Source organism: Nonomuraea coxensis DSM 45129 (assembly GCF_019397265.1).
In the GTDB taxonomy this organism is placed as follows: Bacteria; Actinomycetota; Actinomycetes; order Streptosporangiales; family Streptosporangiaceae; genus Nonomuraea; species Nonomuraea coxensis.
In genome coordinates this window covers 8,979,455-8,997,429 of the sequence record NZ_CP068985.1, presented here as the reverse complement: position 1 = coordinate 8,997,429, position 17,975 = coordinate 8,979,455, and the positions used below count along the sequence as shown (strand labels likewise).

Genomic DNA, 17,975 nt, shown 5'->3' with positions numbered 1-17,975 from the left:
CGGTCGCACTTCGGGGGTGGGCGTCGCACGACCGGTGCGGCGTCCACGTCCGTTTCCGTCCACTTCCGTGCCGTCCACGTCCGTTGCCGTCCGGGTGTCCTGTCACCGGAACAGGATGTCCCAGTGGTCGGACTCGTCGGCGAACGTCGTGCCCGAGGACGAGCGGTAGAGGCGGGCGCCGTCGCCGCGCACTCCCGACTTCTTGTGTTTCGTCGTGATGTAGCGGTCGATGCAGGAGTTGTGGCTGATGTCGAGCTTGTAGCCGTTGCCGTGGCTGAACTGGCCGGGCGCGTGGCCGTCCTCCGTGCCGCCGGTGACCTGGATGGGGCAGCGGCTCTCCTGCTTGAGCTGGATGATCCGGGCGACCGTGCCGGTCCGCACCCTGTCCAGCGAGGTGCAGTGGTGGCGGTGCTTGTCGGTGCAGTTGCCGGTCGACCTCATGCGCAGCCCGGCGCTCCTGAGCCAGCCGTCCGCCGTCGCGTGCGACATGCGGATCGCCGCCTGGCGGGGCAGCACGCGCGTGAGGTCCACGCGGCCCTGCTTGCCGAGCACCCGGGAGCGGTTGTGGACGACGTGCGGGCGGGCCCGCGGCATCCGTACCACGCCGGTGCGGACAGGGCTGCGCGGAGCCTCGGCCGACGGGCGGCCGGACCGCTCGCGCGCGCGGGTGTTCGCCTGCTCGCCGGACGGCTCGCGGTTCTCGTACACGGAGAACGGTGGCCGCGCGGGGCCCTCGGCGGTGCCCCGCGGGTGGGTGAGGTCGCCCCGCGGGACGCGGACGTCGCCGAACGGGGCGAGCATGTCGCCGACCGTGTCCCACTGGTCGCCGTGCCAGGCCCACACGTCGCCGTGCGGGACCCACACGTCGCCCCGCGGGGCCCACACGTCGCCCCGCGGGAGGCGGGCGTCGTGGCGCGGTGGCCGGCCGGGACCGTCGAGCGCCTCCAGACGCCGCTGGAGAAGCGCGACGCGGTCGAAGGCCGCGCGGTCCGCGCGGGGCCCCAGCACATCCGTGAGCGCCGTCAGGAAGACGGGCTGCTCCGGCTGCGGTGTCCCGTCGCGGGCGCCGGTGTCGGTCGTGCCGCTCGCGGTCCGCGTCCCTCCGGGGTGGGACGCGGCGGCGGCGGCCGAGGCCAATGCGATTATGGTGATCTCAATGCCGAGGAGCGCGACCACGGTGAGTCGTGCTGTTCCACGTATCCACATGTCGATGCCTTTTTCGCGGAAATAGCCCTTCCGCCACAAACGACAATCCCACCATTCCCATGAGATAACTCGCGCCGCGGAGGCAACTTTGCCTTGTGGCGGTGATCACCGTGCGGCTTCATGACTGAACCGCGTTTCACGACGTACAGTGACGAACGTGTCCGAAGCCCGAAACCGAGGATCGGAGAGCACCCGAGAGGTCATCGTCGAGACGGCCTTGCGACTGTTCAGGGAGCGTGGCTTCGACAGGACCACGATGCGCGCCATCGCCGCCGAGGCCGGGGTGTCCGTGGGCAACGCCTACTACTACTTCGACAGCAAGGAGGCGTTGATCCAGGCGTATTACGACCGCGCCCAGGCCGAGCACGAGGCGGCCTGCGGGGAGTTCCTGGCCACCGAGACGTCGTTCGCGGCCAGGCTGAGCGGGGTGCTGCGCGAGTGGGTCCGCGTTTCCGAGCCGTACCACGAGTTCGCCGTGAAGTTCTTCAAGCACGCGGCCGAGCCGACCAACCCGCTGAGCCCGTTCAGCAAGCAGTCGTCGCCGGCGCGTGAGGCGTCCATCGCGCTCTACCGCGAGGTCGTCGAGGGGTCGGCCGACCGGATGAACGCCGAGCTGCGCGAGGAGCTGCCGGAGCTGCTGTGGCTGCTGTCGATGGGGATGGTGCTGTTCTGGGTGCACGACACCTCGCCGGGGTGCGCGCGGACGTACCGGCTGATCGAGGTGACGGTGCCGCTGGTGGACCGGCTGGTCGGGCTGTCGCACCTGCCGGGGCTGCGCGGCATCACGCAGGACTTCATCGCGGCCGTGCACGAGCTGCGGGCCTAGGGGGCATACCAAACGGTTGGTATGGTCGGCTCGTCGGAACATCATTCTGGAGGCGCGCCGATGACCCGGAACTGGGGCATGACCATCCCCTTCTACGACCGCTCGCTCGCGAGGTCGCGGGAGCTGATCGCCGAGCTGCCCGGACTCGGCTACACGGACGCCTGGTCGGCCGAGGTCAACGGCGTGGACGGGTTCACGCCGCTCGCCCTCGCCGCCGAGTGGGCGCCCGGGATCCGGCTGGGCAGCGCCATCGTCCCCGTCTCCACGCGCGGCCCGGGGCTGCTGGCCATGTCCGCGGCCACGGTCGCCGACCTCGCGCCCGGCCGGTTCGTGCTGGGCATCGGCGCCTCCTCCCCGGCGATCGTCGAACGCTGGAACGCCGGCTCCTTCACCAAGCCCTACGCCCGCACCCGCGACACCCTGCGCTTCCTCAAGAAGGCGCTGGCGGGGGAGAAGGTGACGGAGGCGTACGAGACGTTCGAGATCAAGGGCTTCAAGCTGGAGCGGGCCCCGAAGACGCCGCCGAAGATCGTGCTGGCCGCGCTGCGCCCCCGCATGCTGCGCCTGGCCGCCGAGGAGGCCGACGGCGCGATCACCAACTGGCTCTCGCCCGCCGACGTACGCAAGGTGCGCGCCGAGGCCGGCCCCGGCACCGAGCTGATCGCCCGGCTGTTCGTGTGCGTGAGCGAGGACACCGACAAGGTCCGCGAGCTGGCCCGCTGGATGCTGGCGAGCTACCTGACCGTCCCCGTGTACGCCGCCTTCCACGACTGGCTCGGCCGCGGCGAGATCCTGCGCCCGATGCACGAGGCGTGGGCGGCCGGCGACCGCCAGGCGGCGCTCAAGGCCATCCCCGACGAGGTGGTGGACGACCTCATCGTGCACGGCGACGCCGCCACCTGCCGGGCCAGGATCCGCGAGTACGTCGCCAACGGCCTCGACACCCCCATCCTCGCCCCCATCCCGGGCGGCGAGATCCCCATCGACCAGGCCGTACGCGACCTGTCGCCCAAGGCGGCGGAGGCGGACCGTGCATGACGCGCTGAGGCTGGACGCGGTCGGGCAGGCCGCGGCGATCAGGACCGGCGAGCTGTCGCCCCGCGAGCTGGCCGAGGCCGCCATCGCCGCGATCGAGGCCCGCGACGGCGAGCTCAACGCGGTGATCTTCCCCCGGTTCGAGCGGGCGCTCGCCGAGCTGGAGCGCCTGCCGCGCGAGGCGCCCTTCGCCGGGGTGCCGATCCTGCTGAAGGACCTCGGCTGGCGGCAGGCGGGCGAGCCGTACGCGGCGGGCTCCGCGGTCCGCGACGGCGTCGAGGACGCCGGGGACGGCTACGGCGTGACGCGGCTGCGCGAGGCCGGGTTCGTCATCCTCGGGCGGACGAACACGCCCGAGTTCGGCAGCACGATCACCACCGAGCCGGCGGCGTTCGGGCCGACCCGCAACCCGTACGATCCGGCGTACTCGGCGGGCGGCTCCAGCGGCGGCTCGGCGGCGGCCGTGGCGGCCGGCATGGTGGCGCTGGCCACGGCGAGCGACGGCGGCGGCTCCATCCGCATCCCCGCGTCCCTGTGCGGCCTCGTGGGGCTCAAACCGTCGCGGGGGCGGGTCAGCCTCGGGCCGGCGCTCGGAGAGGGCTGGAGCGGCTTCTCCTGCCCCGGATTCGTCACCAGGACCGTGCGCGACACCGCCGCGGCGCTCGACGTGGTCGCCGGGCTCCACGCGGGCGACCCGTACGACGCGCCCGCGCTGCCCGGCCCGCTCGCCGCCGAGGCCGGACGCGACCCCGGCCGGCTGCGCGTCGGCTACCTCACCGCCCACCCCAGGGCCGGCGTCCCTGAGGCGCGGGAGCCGGCGGAGGCGGTCGCCGCGGCGGCGGCCCTGCTGGAGTCGCTGGGCCACGACGTGACGCCCGGCGGCCCTGAAGCGCTCGCCGACCCGGACTTCCCCGGCCACTTCGGCGCGATCGTGGCCGAGAACCTGGCCGCCACGGTCGACGGTCTCGGCGAGCTGCGCGGCAAGCCGGTCGGGCCGGAGGAGCTGGAGCCGCGCAACGCCGCCATGGTGGCCGCCGCGCGCGACCGCACCGCCGCCCAGCACCTCCGCTCCACGCAGTGGACGGACGCCTTCCGGCGCCGCATGGCCGCCTGGTGGAGCGCCGGCCACGACCTGCTGCTGATGCCGTCGCTCGGCGTCGCGCCGTTCCCGCTCGGCTGGATCCCGGCCGACGACCTCACCCTCGCGCTCGGCAGGACGGCGCACGCGGTGGCGTTCACCTCGCCGGTCAACGCCACCGGCCAGCCGGCGATCTCCCTGCCGCTGCACAGGACGGCCGCGGGGCTGCCCGTCGGCGTGCAGCTCGTGGCGGCGTACGGGAGGGAGGACCTGCTCGTCCGGGTGGCGGCCCAGATCGAGCGGGCCCGGCCCTTCACGCACGACGCCATGGGCTGATCGTCAGGAACCTCTCACCTCCGCGTCGCGTTATATCGTGAAAAACCGGGGGTAGGGGGTTGGCATGATGGCTAAGGCAGCACGGGCAGCGGCGGCGTGGCGCACGTACCGCGAGGTGACCAAGCCTGGATCGCCCGCTCTGATGACCAGGGTGCGCGCCATCCCGCGCATGGTGCGCGCGGTGATGCGCGGAGAGTACGGCGGCATGGGCAAGGGCCGGCTCGGCCTCATCGCCCTCGGCGTGGTCTACATCATCTCGCCGATCGACATCGTCCCCGACTTCCTCACGCTGATCGGCGTCGCCGACGACTTCGGCGTGTTCCTGTGGCTGGCGACCGCCCTCCTCGGCGAGAGCGGCCGCTACGTCGAGCACGAGCGCCGGATCATCCTCGGCAGGGTGGAGGGGGAGGTCTAGATCTCCTCCATGCGCAGCCAGGCCCGCGACGGCAGCGGGTGCCCGAACAGGCGGGCCGCGTTGCCGTACGCCACCCGGGCGATGTCCGCGGGCGGCAGCGGGCCGAGGTTGCGCGCGACGGCCTTCTGCGTGTCGGGCCAGGTCGAGTCGGAGTGCGGATAGCCGCTCTCCTGCAGCACGTGGTCGAGCCCGACCGCGAGCCGCACCCCCGACAGCGCGTGGTCGTCGCGCGTGCCGAAGAAGAAGTTGCGGCGCAGCACCTCGCTCGGCTTGAGCCCGCCGTCCCAGGACGCCTCGCCCGCCACCGGGTGGTCGAGGGCGTAGTCGGCGCGCTCGGCCAGCAGCGGCAGCCAGCCCACGCCGCCCTCCACGATGAGGACGCGCAGCGAGGGGAAGCGCAGCGGCACTCCCGACCACAGCCAGTCGGCGCAGGCGAACATGGCGGTGGTGGGCATCAGCGTGGTGATGGCCTCGATGGGCGTGTCGGGGGAGGGCACGGGCGACCACGAGGAGTCGCTGGTGTGCAGGCACACGACGGTGCCCGTCTCCTCGCAGGCGGCGAAGAACGGGTCCCAGTGGCCGGTGTGGATCGACGGCAGCCGCATCCGGTTGGGGAACTCGGGGAAGACCACGGCCTTGAAGCCGCGCGCGGCGTTGGCCCGGATCTCCTTGGCGGCCACGTCGGGGTCGGGCAGCCACGGGAGCTGCAGGCCGATGATCCGCTCGGGGTAGGTGCCCGCCCACACGTCGATGTGCCAGTCGTTCCACGCGCGCACCAGCGCGAGGCCGAGCTCCTGGTCGCGGGTCCTCGCGAACGGCATGCCGGCCTGCTGGGCGAGCATGCCGGGGAAGCACAGCGCGGCCCAGATGCCGGCCACGTCCATGTCCTGGACGCGGGCCTCGATGTCGTGACAACCGGGGCGCATGTTCTCGAAACGGACCGGATCGAGCGTCCACTGCTCACGGGGCAGGCCGGCGCCGACGTCGATGCCGGCGCACGGGTAGGTGGCGCCGCCGTAACGCCAGACCTGGTGACCCGCCTCCGTCTCCACGACCTTGGGCGCGACGTCGGCGTATTTCTCCGGCAGTCGGTCGTCGAAGAGGTCGGGCGGCTCGATCAGGTGATCGTCGGCTGAGATGATCACATAGTCGCGCCGCCGGGGTTCAGGGTCGGGGAGCAGCGGCGTAGTCACGCAGGTAACCGTACGACGACGGGATAACGTCGAACAAGCTGCGACGTATCCGTTGGGTCTCCGAACCCGCCGGACAGCCGGGGTCTCGCCGGGCCCGGGATCGCCGGGGAGGGGGATCGCCGGACGATCCCGGGCGGGTCGGGTCCGCCCGTTCCGGCGAGGATGCTGCTCGCGCGGACCCTGCGGCGCCCTCTACCCTCGCGGCCGGGTTTCAGTCAGCAGGTGCCGGCGCAGCTCGCCGACCGCGTCGGGGGAGAGGCCCACGACCTGCGAGACGTACCGCTCGGGCGAGCCGTGCCTGGCCGCCAGATCGGTCAGGAAGAAGCGCATCGCCTCGGCCGGGGCGAGCCCGAAGCCCGGCCAGAGCGCCGCGTCGGGGTGCCGCCGCCGCCAGTCGGCGATGAAGCGCTCGGTGACCAGGCCGGTGAGCGCGTAGTCCGCCACGATGTCGTCCTCGCTCACCCCTATGAGCGAGAGCACCAGCGCGGCCAGCACGCCGGTGCGGTCCTTGCCGGCCGCGCAGTGGATCACCACGGGCGCGTTGCCGGCGTCGGCGATCGTCTCCAGGGCCGTGCGCAGGTTGGCGACGCCGTCCTCGGTGACCTCCAGGTAGCGGTCGGCGAGGTAGCGGGCCACGCCGAGCGCCTCGTCGTAGGCGTTGACGTCCCAGCGGCGGCCCTCGATGGGCAGGTTGTGGTAGCGCTGCCCCTCGCTCTCGGGGACCCGCCCCATCCTTTCGATCTCGAACGGGTGGCGCAGGTCGATGACCGTACGCACGCGCAGCGCGCGGAAGACGGCCAGGTCGTCCCGGTCGAGCCAGCCGAGCGAGTCGGCCCGGTAGAGCCGCTGCCACTGGACGGCGCGGCCGTCGGCGGTGGGGTATCCACCCATGTCACGGAAGTTGCAGAGGTTGGCGAACTCGATGTGGCGGATCACCCCATCACCTTACGTCGCCGGGGTCCGCGCCTCCTCGGGCTCGGCGGGCGTGCCGGGCCGCTGCCCGTCGCGCTGTTCGGCCAGCTCGCGGCGCAGGAGCAGGATCCAGCCGCCGATCGCCACGCCGATGAACAGCCACCACTGGAAGGCGTAGGCGAGGTTGAGCCCGCCGCCGGCGCCCACGTCGGGCGCGGGGACCGGCTCGGGCGCCGGCGTGCCGGCCGGCTCCTGGGAGATGAGCTCGACGTAGCCGTCCAGCAGCCGGTACGGCACCTGCCGGCCGATCGACCCCGCGTTGATCAGCAGCACCTGCCCGGCCGGCAGGCCGGAGACCTCGCGGATGCCGGACGACGCCGTGGTCTCGCTCTGCCGTAGCCGGCCGGTGACAGTTACCTGTCCGGCGGGCGGCGGGGGCACGGCCGGTGGGGTGTCGGCGGTCGCGCCGGCCGGGACCCAGCCCCGGTTGACCAGCACGCCCGTGCCGTCGGCGGTGACGAGCGGGGTCAGGACGTAGAAGCCGGGGCGGCCGTTCTGCGGCCGGCGGCGTGCGACGAGCGCGTGCGCGGGGTCGTAGGAGCCGGCCACGCTCACCCGCCGGAACCGGTCGGCGGCGTCGACCCGCCCGCCGGGGGCGGCCAGCCGCTCCAGCGGCACCGGGGCGGCCTCGATGTTGGCGGTGACCCGCTCGCTGTTGGCCGACCGCTCCTCGAAGCGCCCGTACTGCCAGCGCCCGAGGAAGACGAAGGCGGGGATGACGAGCAGCACCACCAGGGTGAGCCCGAGCCATCGGCGCGTCAGCAGGATCCGGTACACGCTCTCCAGGGTAGGCAAAGCTGCCGGTGCCCTCGTACGCGCCTCGCCCTGATCAGGCGGTTCTGGCCCGCGCGCCGGCGCCGGGCACCGGGGTGACCTCGCGCGGCCCGGTCACCTCGTGGCCGTCGGTACAGCGGAAGTGCAGTTCGATGGGCGCGCCGCAGTCGCGGTGGGTGAGCAGCACGGGCGGGCCGTCGTCGTCCGCCAGGTATCTGTCTCCCCAGTGCATGAGCGCGACCAGCAGCGGGTAGAGGTCGCGGCCCTTGTCGGTGAGGCGGTATTCGTCGCGCTGCCGCTGGCCGGGCTCGCGGTAGGGCTCCTTGCGCAGCAGCCCCTCCTCCACCAGACGGGCCAGGCGGGCGCTGAGGACCTGGCGGGGGGCCCCGGTGATGGCCTGCATGTCGGCGAAGCGCCGCACGCCGCTGAACGCCTCGCGCAGCACCAGGAAGGTCCATTTCTCCCCGACGATGTCCAGGGTGCGCTCGATCGAGCAGTTGTCCACCCGGAAGGGAACGTTCATCTTTTCATTATATCTGAGTTCGATTGACAGACTCAGGTCCGACCGGGCAGGCTGGGTCCATGTTGGGAACTCAGATCCGGCCCGCCGGGCCCGACGACGAGGAACGGGTCCGCCGCTTCGTGACCGGGCTGTCGCTGCACACGCAGACCCTGCGCTTCTTCACCGGCTGCGCCTCGCCCGCCGCGAGCCTCATCCGCGCCCTGGTCGCGGTGAACGAGCGGCGCGACGTGCTGGTGGCGACCACGCCGGACGGCGAGATCGTCGGGCACGCCATGAGCTACCGGGGCGAGGCCGCCGACGTGGAGATCGCGGTCGTCGTCACCGACGACTGGCAGGGGCGTGGGCTCGGTCCCCGGCTGGTCCGTACGCTCCTGCTCAGGGCCTTCGTCCTGGGCGCGCGGACCGTCGCCATGGACGTCATGGGGGAGAACCGCCGGGCGCTGCGGCTGGTCCGCAGGGTGTGGCCGGACGCCCGGATGAGGGTGTGCTCCGGTTCGGTCGAAGTGACCGCTATGATCGATCCGGCCGTCCTATTTGCGGAACAAGGTTCTGTTGCCACACCATTGACAGTGTGAAGAGTGTCAAGAACGGACGCGACGGCCGGACCCGCATCATCGAGGGCGCCCTCCGCCGCTTCAGCCAGGACGGGGTGTCGGCCACGACGCTGGCCAGCCTCCGCGAGGAGAGCGGTGTCAGCGTCGGCAGCTTCTACCACCACTTCGCCAGCAAAGAGCACGTCTTCGGCGTCCTCTACGCCGAGATCCTCGACGCCTACCAGGCGGCCTTCCTCTCGGAGCTGACCGAGCACGAGGACGCGCGCGCCGGCATCGAGGCCGTCGTCGCCTTCCACATGCGCTGGGCCGGCGAACATCCCGAGCGGGCCCGGCTGCTCATCAGCGAGCGGCCCCCGCGCAAGCAGGAGCCGGGCGGGGCGGAGGTCGCCGAGGCCCGGCGGGCGTTCTTCCGCCAGGTGTCCGACTGGTGGCGGCCGCACATGAAGAACGGGCTGCTCCAGCCGGTGCACCCGACCATGTGCTACGTCCTGTGGCTGGGCCCGGCGCAGGAGATGTGCCGGCTGTGGTTCGCGGGGGCGCACACGCCGACCGAGGAGGAGATCAAGGGGCTGGGCGAGGCCGCCTGGCACAGCCTCCGCCAGCCCCCCGGGTGACGCTCCCCGGAATACGGGGAGCGAGGGAGCGAGCACGATTCGTGGTGTTATCGTGCTGCTTGTGAGACGACCTCGGGCTCTGGTCCTGCCCGCCTTGCCGGAGCGCGCGCTCGCCCGCCTGGCCGAGGTGGCCGAGCTGACCGAGGTTCCCGAGCGCCCGGACCTCGGCTTCACCGACGAGCGGCTGGCCGATCTGGTCGTCGCGACCGGCGCCACCGTGCTCGTCACCGACGGGGACCAGGTCCGTGCCTCGGTCCTCGACCTCGACCTCGACGTCGTGGCGGTCATGGGCCCGCCCACGAGCGTCGACCTCGACCTCGCCGCCGAGCGCGGCGTCCCCGTCCTGCACGCCGGCGACCGCGACGCCGACGCGGTGGCCGAGCTGACGCTGGCGCTGCTCTTCGCGGTCAGCAGGCACATCGTCACCGCCGACGGCGAGATGCGCGGAGGCCGCGCCCACCGCGGCAAGGTGCCCCCCTCCCAGCGCCATCGCGGACGCCGGCTCGCCGGCCGCACGCTCGGCATCATCGGGCTCGGCCGGGTCGGCGAGGCCATGCGCTGGCGGTGCGAGGGGCTCGGCATGCGGGTGATCGCCTGCGACCCCGGCGTCGCCGCGGCCACCCACACCTTCGCCGCGCTGCTCGCCGAGTCCGACGTGGTCTCGCTGCACGTGCCGCTGACCGCCGAGACGCGCGGCATGTTCGGCTACGCCGAGTTCGGCGCGATGCGGCCGGGCGCGATCTACCTCAACACCTCGCGCGGCGCGCTGCACGACCTGACCGCCCTGGTGGAGGCGCTGCGCCTGGGGCAGGTGGGCGGCGCCGGCCTCGACCATTTTGAGGGTGAGTGGCTGGATCCGTCGCATCCGCTGATCAAGCTGCCGAACGTGGTGCTGACGCCCCGGCTCGGCGAGGCCACCGGGGAGACGCGCGAGGAGCTGGCCGAGGCGCTGGTGGCCGACATCGAGCGGGTGCTGAGCGGCGAGGCGCCGGGCGTGCCGTTCGCCCGGCCGGCCTGAGCCCCCGTCAGACGGGCTGGCGCAACCGGGTGTGGACGCGCCAGCTGGAGCGCTCCAAAGAGATGTCCAGCCGCAGCTCGCCCCGCTGGCGGCGCAGCCCGGGCACCCGCACCCGGTCGTGCACGTCGAACCGCCCGCGGTGCGGATAGCCGAAGCCCAGCTCGCCGGGCAGCACCCGCAGGTCGTCGTGGTTGCCGCAGCGAGGGCACGTCCAGGACACCAGGTCGAGGCCGCGGTTGTAGTCGGAGCAGGCGTTGAAGTACTCGTCGGGCGCGAAGCGGGACTCGCAGGCCAAACAAGGGATCAGCATGAGACCCACTCCTAAGGGAGTCGTACCGTGCACCCTAGAGATACCGCGCCCCGCTTGCCCATCGCTTGCAGTTCGGTTGGGTACTTGTGTAACAGTATGGGCACTGACGGTGTCGGATCATGCCCATGCGCCCACGGTGAAAGGATGGGCGGGTGGAACGACTGCGCCAACTCCTCCTCGACACCGGCTACACGATCGACGGCGTACGCGAACGGCTCGGCAGCATGGCCGCCTCGGCCCTGGCCCGCGAGGAGCTGGTGCCCGCCCTGCGCGCGACCGCCGGCGGCGACCCCCTGGCGACGCTGATCAGGCTGTGGTGGCTCGGGGTCCCCGTCCCCGCCGCGGCGCTCGGCCCGGAGGTCCTGGACTCTGGCCTGGTCGAGGAGGCCGGCGACGGCGAGGTGCGGGCGACGGTCCACCTGCAGCCCTGGGAGACCGGCGGCTACCTCGTCTCCGACCGCAAGGTGCGGCCCGGCGACCCGCCGCTGCGGCCCGACCACGTCGTGGGGGCCGGCGGGGCCTCGGCCAACCTGGCCCAGCTCGCCACCCGCCGCCCGGTGGGCAGCGCGCTCGACCTCGGCACCGGCTGCGGCGTCCAGGTGCTGCACCTCGCCGGGCGGGCCGAGCGGGTCGTCGCCACCGACCTCAACCCGCGCGCCCTGGAGCTGGCCCGGCTGAGCTGGGCGCTGTCCGGCGTCGAGGGCGTGGAGGCGCGGACGGGCTCCCTGTACGACCCGGTCGAGGACGAGCGGTTCGACCTGATCGTGAGCAATCCGCCGTTCGTCATCGCGCCCGGCGGCGAGGGGAAGCTGACCTACCGCGAGTCGGGCGAGGCCGGCGACGCCTTCTGCCGCGAGCTGGTCCGCCGCACGCCCCGCCACCTCAACCCCGGTGGCCAGGCTCACTTCCTGGCCAACTGGCTGCACGTCGAGGGCGAGGACTGGCACGACCGGGTGGGCGGCTGGCTGCGCGAGACCGGCTGCGACGGCTGGGTGGTGCAGCGCGACGTCCAGGACCCGGCCGAATACGTCGAGCTGTGGCTGCGTGACGCCGCCCGGCAGGGCACCCCCCGCTACACCGAGCTCTACGACCAATGGCTGTCCTGGTTCGACGAGCACAAGGTCGAGGGCATCGGCTTCGGCTGGATCACCATGCGCGCGTCCGGCAGCCTCGATCCGGTCGTCCGCGTGGAGCACCTCGACCACCAGGTCGTGCTCCCGGTCGGTGACTACGTCGACGACGTGCTCGACGCGATCGCCGCCGCCCACCGCACGCCCGCCCTCGACTCGGCCCGGCTGCGCACCGCCGTCGGCCTGCTCGACGAGCGCGTCGGCCTGCCCGGCGCGGAGGACCCGATCCGCATCGTGCTGCGCCAGACGCAGGGTCTGCGGCGCAGCAGGGAGGTCGGCACCGTGGAGGCCGCGCTGGCGGGCGTGTGCGACGGCGAGCTGGCCCTCGGCCCGCTGCTCAACGTGATCGCCGAGCTGGTCGGACAGGGTGAGATGCCGGACGCCGACGCCATCAGGCCGCTCATCGCGGAGGGCTATTTCCTGCTTTGATCCGGCATTGATCGGACGTTGACTCCCCGAGTGAAGACTGTGACCTACGACACGGACCTGGGGGGTTCGAGGGCCGTGTCGGGTCCGGCCGGTCGTCTGACAGTGAGGCGGCTGGCCGTCGCGTGGAGCATCCGGATGACCGGGCCCCCTAGCGAAGCGCGGCGGTGAGGATGACCGGCCGGGCTGCTCATCAGCCGATCACGAGCGCCGATCGTGAATGCCGAGGACAGCCTTGATCAACCATGTGTGGATGACACGTCTGGACGACGAGCTGTACTCAGGTCTCGACGACGGCGCCGTGGGGCACGCCGTCCAGCAGGACCTTGAGATCGCCGGCCTCGGGGGCGCCGAGCCGGGAGAAGACGTCGTACGCCTGCCGCAGGCAGGCGAGGCTCCTGGAGAGGTCGCCGAGCCCGCGCAGGGCCTTGCCGAGCACGGTCAGCGACAGCGCCTCGCCGTAGGGGTGGCCGATGTCGCGGGAGACGACGAGGGCCTGCTCGGCGTGGCGGACGGCCTCCGGATAGCGTTCGGCGGTGATGAACGTCTCGGCCAGGCGTGAGCACACCCGCTGCTCCCAGACCCGCTGCTTGCTGGCCCGGAAGAAGGCCAGGCACTCGGCGTGGTGGTGGACGGCCTCGGTGAGGCGGCCCACCCGCGACAGCACGATGCCGAGGTGGTAGCGGGCGCGGGCGGTGCCGGCGCCGCTGCCCATCTCGGTGAAGATCGCCAGGCCCTTCTCGGCCGCCGCGATGGCGTCGTCGGGCCGGCCGAGGCCCAGGTGGTCGCGGGCGGAGTAGCTGAGCACCAGCGCCTCGCCGGCGGGCACGCCGTTCTCGCGATACCAGGTCATGGCCGCCTCGAACAGCGCCAGCGCCTCGGCGTGCCTGCGCTGCCGGCCGACGACCACGGCCAGGGCGTTGAGCACCTCGCCGGTGACGACCTTCTCGGCGCGCTCGGCCGACAGCTCGCGCACCCGCCGGAACTGCTCCTCGGCCTCGCGCAGCCGGTTGGCGGCGAACAGCACCCGGCCCAGCACGTAGCGGGAGCGCAGCTCGCTGCCGGGGTCGCCGATCCGCAGCGCGGCCGCCAGCACCGCCCTGGTGCCCTGGTCGAACTCGCGGGTGTGGGTGCCGGACTCCAGCAGCGGCTCCATCGCCACCAGCAGGTCGCCGGCGGGCAGCAACTGCTCGCCCGCGCGGGCGGAGGCGGCGGTCTGGCCGATGGCGGCGAACAGCGAGTCGCCCTCGGCGATCAGCCACGCCACGGCCTCGTCGACCGTGGTGAACGTACGGCCGGTGCCGGTCACCGCCAGGTTGTCGGCGATGGCGCTGCCCTCGTAGGCCAGCCGGTGCGCCGACTGGGCGGAGGCCAGGTAGAAGCCGAGCAGCCGGCCCAGCGCGAGGGCCAGCGCCTCGGGCCGCTCGGCCTTGTCCAGCTCGCGGCGGGCGAACAGCCTCAGCAGGTCGTGGTAGCGGTAGCGGCCGGGGCCGGGGGCCTCCAGGAGGCTGGCGTCCACCAGCGACTCCAGCAGCGCCTCGGTCTCGTACGCGGGCAGCGCCAGCACCGCCGCCGCGGCCTCCGAGGAGATGTCGGGCCCGCTCGGCAGCGACAGCAGCCGGAACGCGCGGGCCTGCGCGGGCGCGAGCTGGCCGTAGCCGAGCGCGAAGGTGGCCTCGACGGCCAGGTTGCCGACCCGCATCTCGTCGAGGCGGCGCTGCTCGTCGGCCAGGCGGGGCGCCAGCGAGGCGACCGTCCAGGACGGGCGGGCGGCCAGGCGGGCGGCCACGATGCGCACCGCGAGCGGCAGGAACCCGCAGGCGGCGACGACGTCCATGGCGGCGCCGTGCTCGGCCGCGACGCGCTCGGGCCCCGCGACGGCGGCGAACAGCGACAGGGCCTCGTCCGGCTCCATCACGTCGAGGTCCACGAGCCGGGCGGCGGGCAGGTCGGCCAGCTTGACCCGGCTGGTCACGATCGCGGCGCAGCCGGGGGAGCCCGGCAGCAGCGGGCTGACCTGGTCGGCGTCGTGGGCGTTGTCGAGCAGCACCAGGACGCGCCGCTCGGCGAGGAGCGAGCGGTAGAGGGCCGAGCGCTCGGCGAGGCCGTCGGGGATGACGTCCGGCGGGATGCCGAGCGCGCGCAGGAAGCCGCCGAGGGCGGACTCCGGCGCGGTCGCGCCGTCGCCGTAGCCGCGCAGGTCGGCGTAGAGCTGGCCGTCGGGGAAGATCTCGTCCACCTGGTGGGCGACGTGCACGGCGAGCGTGGTCTTGCCGACGCCGCCGATGCCGGAGATCGCCACCAGGGGCAGGCCCTCGGCGGAGGCGGTGGACAGCAGCGAGCGCAGCCGGGTGGCCTGCTCCTTGCGGCCGGTGAAGTCGGTGACCGCGGCGGGGAGCTGGGCGGGCCTCGGCAGCTCGGGGGCCGCGGGCGGCTCCTCCTCGCCGGGCTGGGGCTCCTCGCCGGCCCCGTCGGCGGACCTCGCGGACCCGGGCTCCTCGGCGGGGACCGGGGGCAGGGCGAGGGCGGGGTCGGCGGTCAGGATGCGCTGGTGGAGCGCGGCCAGCTCGGGGCCGGGCTCGATGCCCAGCTCGTCGATCAGCGCCTCGCGGGTCTCGGTGAAGACGTTGAGCGCGTCGCCCTGCCGGCCGCACCGGTAGAGGGCCAGCATGAGCTGGGCGCGCAGCCGCTCGCGCAGCGGGTGGTCGGCGGTGAGCGCGATCAGCTCGGAGACGACCGAGGCGTGGTCGCCGAGCTCCAGGTCGACGTCCATGAGGGTCTCGACGACGCTGAGGCGGCGCTCGGCCAGGCGGTCGCGCTGGTGCTCGGCGTACGGGCCGACGGTGCCGGCCAGCGGCTCGCCCTCGAACAGGGCGAGCGCGGCGCGCAGGCCGTCGGCGGCCTCGCGCGGGCGGCCGGCCCTGCGCGCGGTCTCGGCCTCGGCGATGCGCCGCTCGAAGCGGGTCAGGTCGAGGGCGTCGTCGGGCAGGCGCAGCGCGTAGCCGCGGCCGATGGAGGTCAGCAGTTCGGGTCGGGAGCGGGCGACCCGGTCGGGTTCGAGCACGGTGCGGAGCCTGGAGACGTAGGTGCGCAGCGCGCCGAGGGCCCGCGGCGGCGCGTCCTCGCCCCACACGGCGTCGATCATCTCGTTGGGAGTGACCGCGCGGCCCTCGCGCAGCAGCAGCATCCCGAGGATGGACCGCTGGAGCGGGGTGCCCAGGTCGAGCTCCTGGCCGTCCCGCCACGCGCGGACAGGACCGAGGACGGCGAACCACAGGCCGCCTTCACCGCTCTGACCAGCCATGCCGTCTGTCTCCCAGCCAATGGAACGTTTTGTTACCAAATGATAGATCGATGTTCGGTCGTCACCTAGATCGAGTACGCCCTCATGCAGAGCGCGGGCGGGGCCGAAAAAATACAGGCCCCGCCCGGTCGTGTGGGCGGGGCCGCGGTGAACGGAGACTCAGGCTGCCTCGAACAGTCCCATCCGGCTGAGCAGACGCTCGCGGACGAGCGGCCATTCGGAGTTCAGTATCGAGTAGAACGCGGTATCTCGGACCGTGTTGTCGGCGCCTCGGCTGTCCGCTCGCCGCACCCCGTCGAAGTGTGCGCCGAGGGCCTCGATGGCGGCCCGGGACTTGGTGTTGCGTACGTCTGCTTTGAGAGTGATGCGGTGGACGTCCCAGGTCTCGAAGGCGTGCGAGAGCATGAGGAACTTGCTCTCCCGGTTGACACCCGTGCCCTGGGCGCTCGCGCCCAGCCAGGTGTAACCGATGTCCGCCACGGACGGGATGTCGCCCACCGCGCCGCGCGTACCCGGAGGCCAGGGCATGGGGCCCTGCCAATACTCCAGGTGCATGAGACGGGTGGCACCGACCACGCGGTCGGTGTTCAGCCACCGGATGGCGAAGGGCAGCGTGCGGCCCTCCGCCTGCTCAGCCATGGCGGCCTCCACATAGGAGACCATCTCGTCCCGGCCGTCCGGGACGCGAGTGAAGGCGTACGTGGCACGGTCTTCACTCGCCGCGGCGACGAGGTCATCGACCGCCGCGAGGCTGAGAGGCTCCAGGCGCACGAGGCGCCCGGACAAGGTGACAAGAGCGGGCATGTGCACATGATGAGGGGTGCGCGGGGTGCGTGTGACCATGCCCTTGGGAAGATCTTTCCCGGGTTTCCGTGAGTGGACTGTTTTCCCAGGTCAGAGGCCCCTTTTGGGGGACGTTCAACCCGCTCTTGGGGAGAAATTCGCCTAACCGTGACATGGTGGCGGGCCGGTGGCCCGGCCCGGTTCACGCGCGGGCGAGGGCGAGGTCCGCCAGGCCGCGGGAAAGGTGGTCGAGGCTGTCCGCGATCCAGGGGAGCCGGAGCGGGTCGTCGCTGGTCAGAGCGGTCATCCGCTGCTCGGGCGAGGAGCCGTAGAGCAGGCTGACGGCCACCCGTACGCGGGCCGCGGCCGGGTCGTCGCCGAAGGCGTGCCCCGGCAGCACGCCGATGCCGTGCTCCTCCAGCAGCAGCTTGGTCACCTCGGCCGAGCCGCCCGGCCCGAGGGGGCCGAGGTCGGGGTAGAGGTAGAAGCCGCCCTGCGGCTCCGGCACCAGGGCCCCGGCGGCGGCGAAGCGCTCGTGCACCGCGCGCGCGAGCGTGCCGTGCAGCCGGCGGCTGAGCGTCACCCGTTCCACCAGTTCCTCCGGCTCGCCGAAGGCGTAGGCCGCGGCCTCCTGCACGGGAGCGGCCGGCGCGGACCAGATCTCGCTCGCCACGGCCAGCAGCTTGCCGCGCAGCGCGTGCGTGCCCGTGGGCAGCCGGGCCACCCCGATCCGCCAGCCGCCGAGCGCCAGGCTCTTGCTCAGCCCCGTGGTGATCACCGTGCGTTCGGGCGCGAGGTCGGCCGGCGAGGCGTAGGGGAGCGCGGGGTCGTGCACCAGGTCGCGGTAGATCTCGTCCGAGATGATCGTCAGGTCGAGCTCCCGCGCCACCTCCACCAGGCGGGCGACGCTCTCCGGCGAGGCCAGCCGGCCGGTCGGGTTGTCCGGCAGCGTGACCAGCACGGAGCTGACGGTCCGGCCGGCCGCGCGGGCGGCGCGCACCTCGGCGGCGACCCGCTCGGGGTCGGGCACGCCGCCCTCTCCCGGCGGTGCGGGCACCAGGATGGGACGGGACCCGACGAGGTCGGCCTGCGCGGCGTAGCTGACCCAGCTCGGCATGGGCAGCACGATGTCGCCGCCGATCGCGAGCAGCAGGCCGTAGAGCAGGGACTTGCTGCCCGGCCCGCAGACGACCAGCTCGGGGTCGGTACGGAGCCCGCGCCGCGCCCAGTAGCCCGCCGCCGACTCCCGCAGCGCGGCCGCGCCGGCGACCGGCCCGTAGCCGTTGTGCTCGGAGGCGGCGGCCAGCCGGTCGCGCAGCGCCGGGTGGACGGGCAGCCCCGCCTCGCCGAAGGCCAGGTGGAGCACGCGCTCCCCGGCGCGCCGTCTTCGCTCGATGTCCTCGTTGGCCGCCAGGGTGGCGGACAGGGTAACCGTCATGGCTGTCACGTTCCCAGCGTGATTGGATGAAGGCATCACC

General features: G+C 73.1%; 17 protein-coding genes. 8 read left to right on the top strand and 9 right to left on the bottom strand.

Going from position 1 to position 17,975, the window contains the following annotated elements; genetic code table 11:
• Positions 1–102: 102 nt before the first annotated feature.
• Entirely contained in the window at positions 103–1,137 is a 1,035-nt protein-coding gene (locus Nocox_RS42215) for a hypothetical protein (RefSeq protein ID WP_020543004.1), read from the bottom strand.
• A 226-nt stretch (positions 1,138–1,363) separates the two neighbouring features.
• On the opposite strand from Nocox_RS42215, the gene Nocox_RS42210 reads away from it, so the two are divergent.
• The 4 genes from Nocox_RS42210 (at position 1,364) to Nocox_RS42195 (ending at position 4,896) form a co-directional block, all read left to right on the top strand.
• Positions 1,364–2,032, top strand: coding sequence for a TetR/AcrR family transcriptional regulator (locus Nocox_RS42210; protein ID WP_026214305.1), 669 nt, complete (start codon positions 1,364–1,366; stop codon positions 2,030–2,032).
• 60 nt (positions 2,033–2,092) lie between these two features.
• The gene (locus Nocox_RS42205; RefSeq protein WP_020543002.1) at positions 2,093–3,070 is read left to right on the top strand and encodes an LLM class F420-dependent oxidoreductase; all 978 of its coding nucleotides are present in this window, start codon (positions 2,093–2,095) and stop codon (positions 3,068–3,070) included.
• Positions 3,063–4,481: an amidase gene (locus Nocox_RS42200; protein WP_020543001.1), complete on the top strand. Its 1,419-nt coding sequence runs from the start codon at positions 3,063–3,065 to the stop codon at positions 4,479–4,481. Before Nocox_RS42205 ends, Nocox_RS42200 begins: the two co-directional genes overlap by 8 nt.
• 64 nt (positions 4,482–4,545) lie before the next feature.
• Positions 4,546–4,896: a YkvA family protein gene (locus tag Nocox_RS42195; RefSeq protein ID WP_246649700.1), complete on the top strand. Its 351-nt coding sequence runs from the start codon at positions 4,546–4,548 to the stop codon at positions 4,894–4,896.
• Here the strand turns inward: Nocox_RS42195 and Nocox_RS42190 are convergent.
• From Nocox_RS42190 to Nocox_RS42175, 4 genes are all read right to left on the bottom strand, one after another.
• The gene (locus Nocox_RS42190; protein ID WP_026214303.1) at positions 4,893–6,089 is read right to left on the bottom strand and encodes an amidohydrolase family protein; all 1,197 of its coding nucleotides are present in this window, start codon (positions 6,087–6,089) and stop codon (positions 4,893–4,895) included. The two genes, Nocox_RS42195 and Nocox_RS42190, sit on opposite strands and share 4 nt — an antisense overlap.
• A 192-nt stretch (positions 6,090–6,281) precedes the next feature.
• Positions 6,282–7,025 (bottom strand): tyrosine-protein phosphatase, encoded by a 744-nt coding sequence (locus Nocox_RS42185; RefSeq protein ID WP_020542998.1) that lies wholly within the window; start codon positions 7,023–7,025, stop codon positions 6,282–6,284.
• A 9-nt stretch (positions 7,026–7,034) separates the two neighbouring features.
• On the bottom strand, positions 7,035–7,838 hold the full coding sequence (locus tag Nocox_RS42180; protein WP_020542997.1) for an SURF1 family cytochrome oxidase biogenesis protein: 804 nt from the start codon (positions 7,836–7,838) through the stop codon (positions 7,035–7,037).
• Between the two features lie 52 nt (positions 7,839–7,890).
• Positions 7,891–8,358 carry a winged helix-turn-helix transcriptional regulator gene (locus Nocox_RS42175; protein ID WP_020542996.1) on the bottom strand — a complete coding sequence of 156 codons (468 nt, stop codon included), beginning with the start codon at positions 8,356–8,358 and terminating at the stop codon, positions 7,891–7,893.
• 59 nt (positions 8,359–8,417) lie between these two features.
• Here Nocox_RS42175 and Nocox_RS42170 point away from each other — a divergent pair, with 59 nt between their 5' ends.
• From Nocox_RS42170 to Nocox_RS42160, 3 genes are all read left to right on the top strand, one after another.
• Positions 8,418–8,933, top strand: coding sequence for a GNAT family N-acetyltransferase (locus Nocox_RS42170; RefSeq protein WP_020542995.1), 516 nt, complete (start codon positions 8,418–8,420; stop codon positions 8,931–8,933).
• Complete coding sequence (locus Nocox_RS42165; RefSeq protein ID WP_020542994.1) at positions 8,930–9,526, top strand: TetR/AcrR family transcriptional regulator; 597 nt, start codon at positions 8,930–8,932, stop codon at positions 9,524–9,526. The genes Nocox_RS42170 and Nocox_RS42165 overlap by 4 nt, the downstream gene beginning before the upstream one ends.
• A 61-nt stretch (positions 9,527–9,587) precedes the next feature.
• Positions 9,588–10,544: a 2-hydroxyacid dehydrogenase gene (locus Nocox_RS42160; RefSeq protein ID WP_033408939.1), complete on the top strand. Its 957-nt coding sequence runs from the start codon at positions 9,588–9,590 to the stop codon at positions 10,542–10,544.
• Between the two features lie 7 nt (positions 10,545–10,551).
• On the opposite strand, the gene Nocox_RS42155 is transcribed toward Nocox_RS42160, so the two are convergent.
• Entirely contained in the window at positions 10,552–10,854 is a 303-nt protein-coding gene (locus Nocox_RS42155; protein ID WP_026214301.1) for a hypothetical protein, read from the bottom strand.
• Positions 10,855–11,006: 152 nt separating this feature from the next.
• On the opposite strand from Nocox_RS42155, the gene Nocox_RS42150 reads away from it, so the two are divergent.
• Positions 11,007–12,413, top strand: coding sequence for a DUF7059 domain-containing protein (locus Nocox_RS42150; protein ID WP_020542991.1), 1,407 nt, complete (start codon positions 11,007–11,009; stop codon positions 12,411–12,413).
• A gap of 277 nt (positions 12,414–12,690) precedes the next feature.
• Here the strand turns inward: Nocox_RS42150 and Nocox_RS42145 are convergent, their stop codons facing one another.
• The 3 genes from Nocox_RS42145 to Nocox_RS42135 all read right to left on the bottom strand — a co-directional run bounded on the left by Nocox_RS42145 (position 12,691) and on the right by Nocox_RS42135 (position 17,935).
• Complete coding sequence (locus Nocox_RS42145; RefSeq protein ID WP_020542990.1) at positions 12,691–15,714, bottom strand: AfsR/SARP family transcriptional regulator; 3,024 nt, start codon at positions 15,712–15,714, stop codon at positions 12,691–12,693.
• A 159-nt stretch (positions 15,715–15,873) separates the two neighbouring features.
• Entirely contained in the window at positions 15,874–16,518 is a 645-nt protein-coding gene (locus Nocox_RS42140) for a GNAT family N-acetyltransferase (protein ID WP_020542989.1), read from the bottom strand.
• Between the two features lie 181 nt (positions 16,519–16,699).
• On the bottom strand, positions 16,700–17,935 hold the full coding sequence (locus Nocox_RS42135) for a pyridoxal phosphate-dependent aminotransferase (protein WP_020542988.1): 1,236 nt from the start codon (positions 17,933–17,935) through the stop codon (positions 16,700–16,702).
• Between the last annotated feature and the right edge of the window lie 40 nt (positions 17,936–17,975).

Coding starts and splice junctions, on each gene's coding strand:
- Nocox_RS42140 (WP_020542989.1), bottom strand. CDS start 16,518: ATGCCCGCTCTTGTCACCTTGTCCGGGCGCCTCGTGCGCCTGGAGCCT.
- Nocox_RS42195 (WP_246649700.1), top strand. CDS start 4,546: ATGATGGCTAAGGCAGCACGGGCAGCGGCGGCGTGGCGCACGTACCGC.
- Nocox_RS42170 (WP_020542995.1), top strand. CDS start 8,418: ATGTTGGGAACTCAGATCCGGCCCGCCGGGCCCGACGACGAGGAACGG.
- Nocox_RS42145 (WP_020542990.1), bottom strand. CDS start 15,714: ATGGCTGGTCAGAGCGGTGAAGGCGGCCTGTGGTTCGCCGTCCTCGGT.
- Nocox_RS42155 (WP_026214301.1), bottom strand. CDS start 10,854: ATGCTGATCCCTTGTTTGGCCTGCGAGTCCCGCTTCGCGCCCGACGAG.
- Nocox_RS42205 (WP_020543002.1), top strand. CDS start 2,093: ATGACCCGGAACTGGGGCATGACCATCCCCTTCTACGACCGCTCGCTC.
- Nocox_RS42175 (WP_020542996.1), bottom strand. CDS start 8,358: ATGAACGTTCCCTTCCGGGTGGACAACTGCTCGATCGAGCGCACCCTG.
- Nocox_RS42135 (WP_020542988.1), bottom strand. CDS start 17,935: ATGACGGTTACCCTGTCCGCCACCCTGGCGGCCAACGAGGACATCGAG.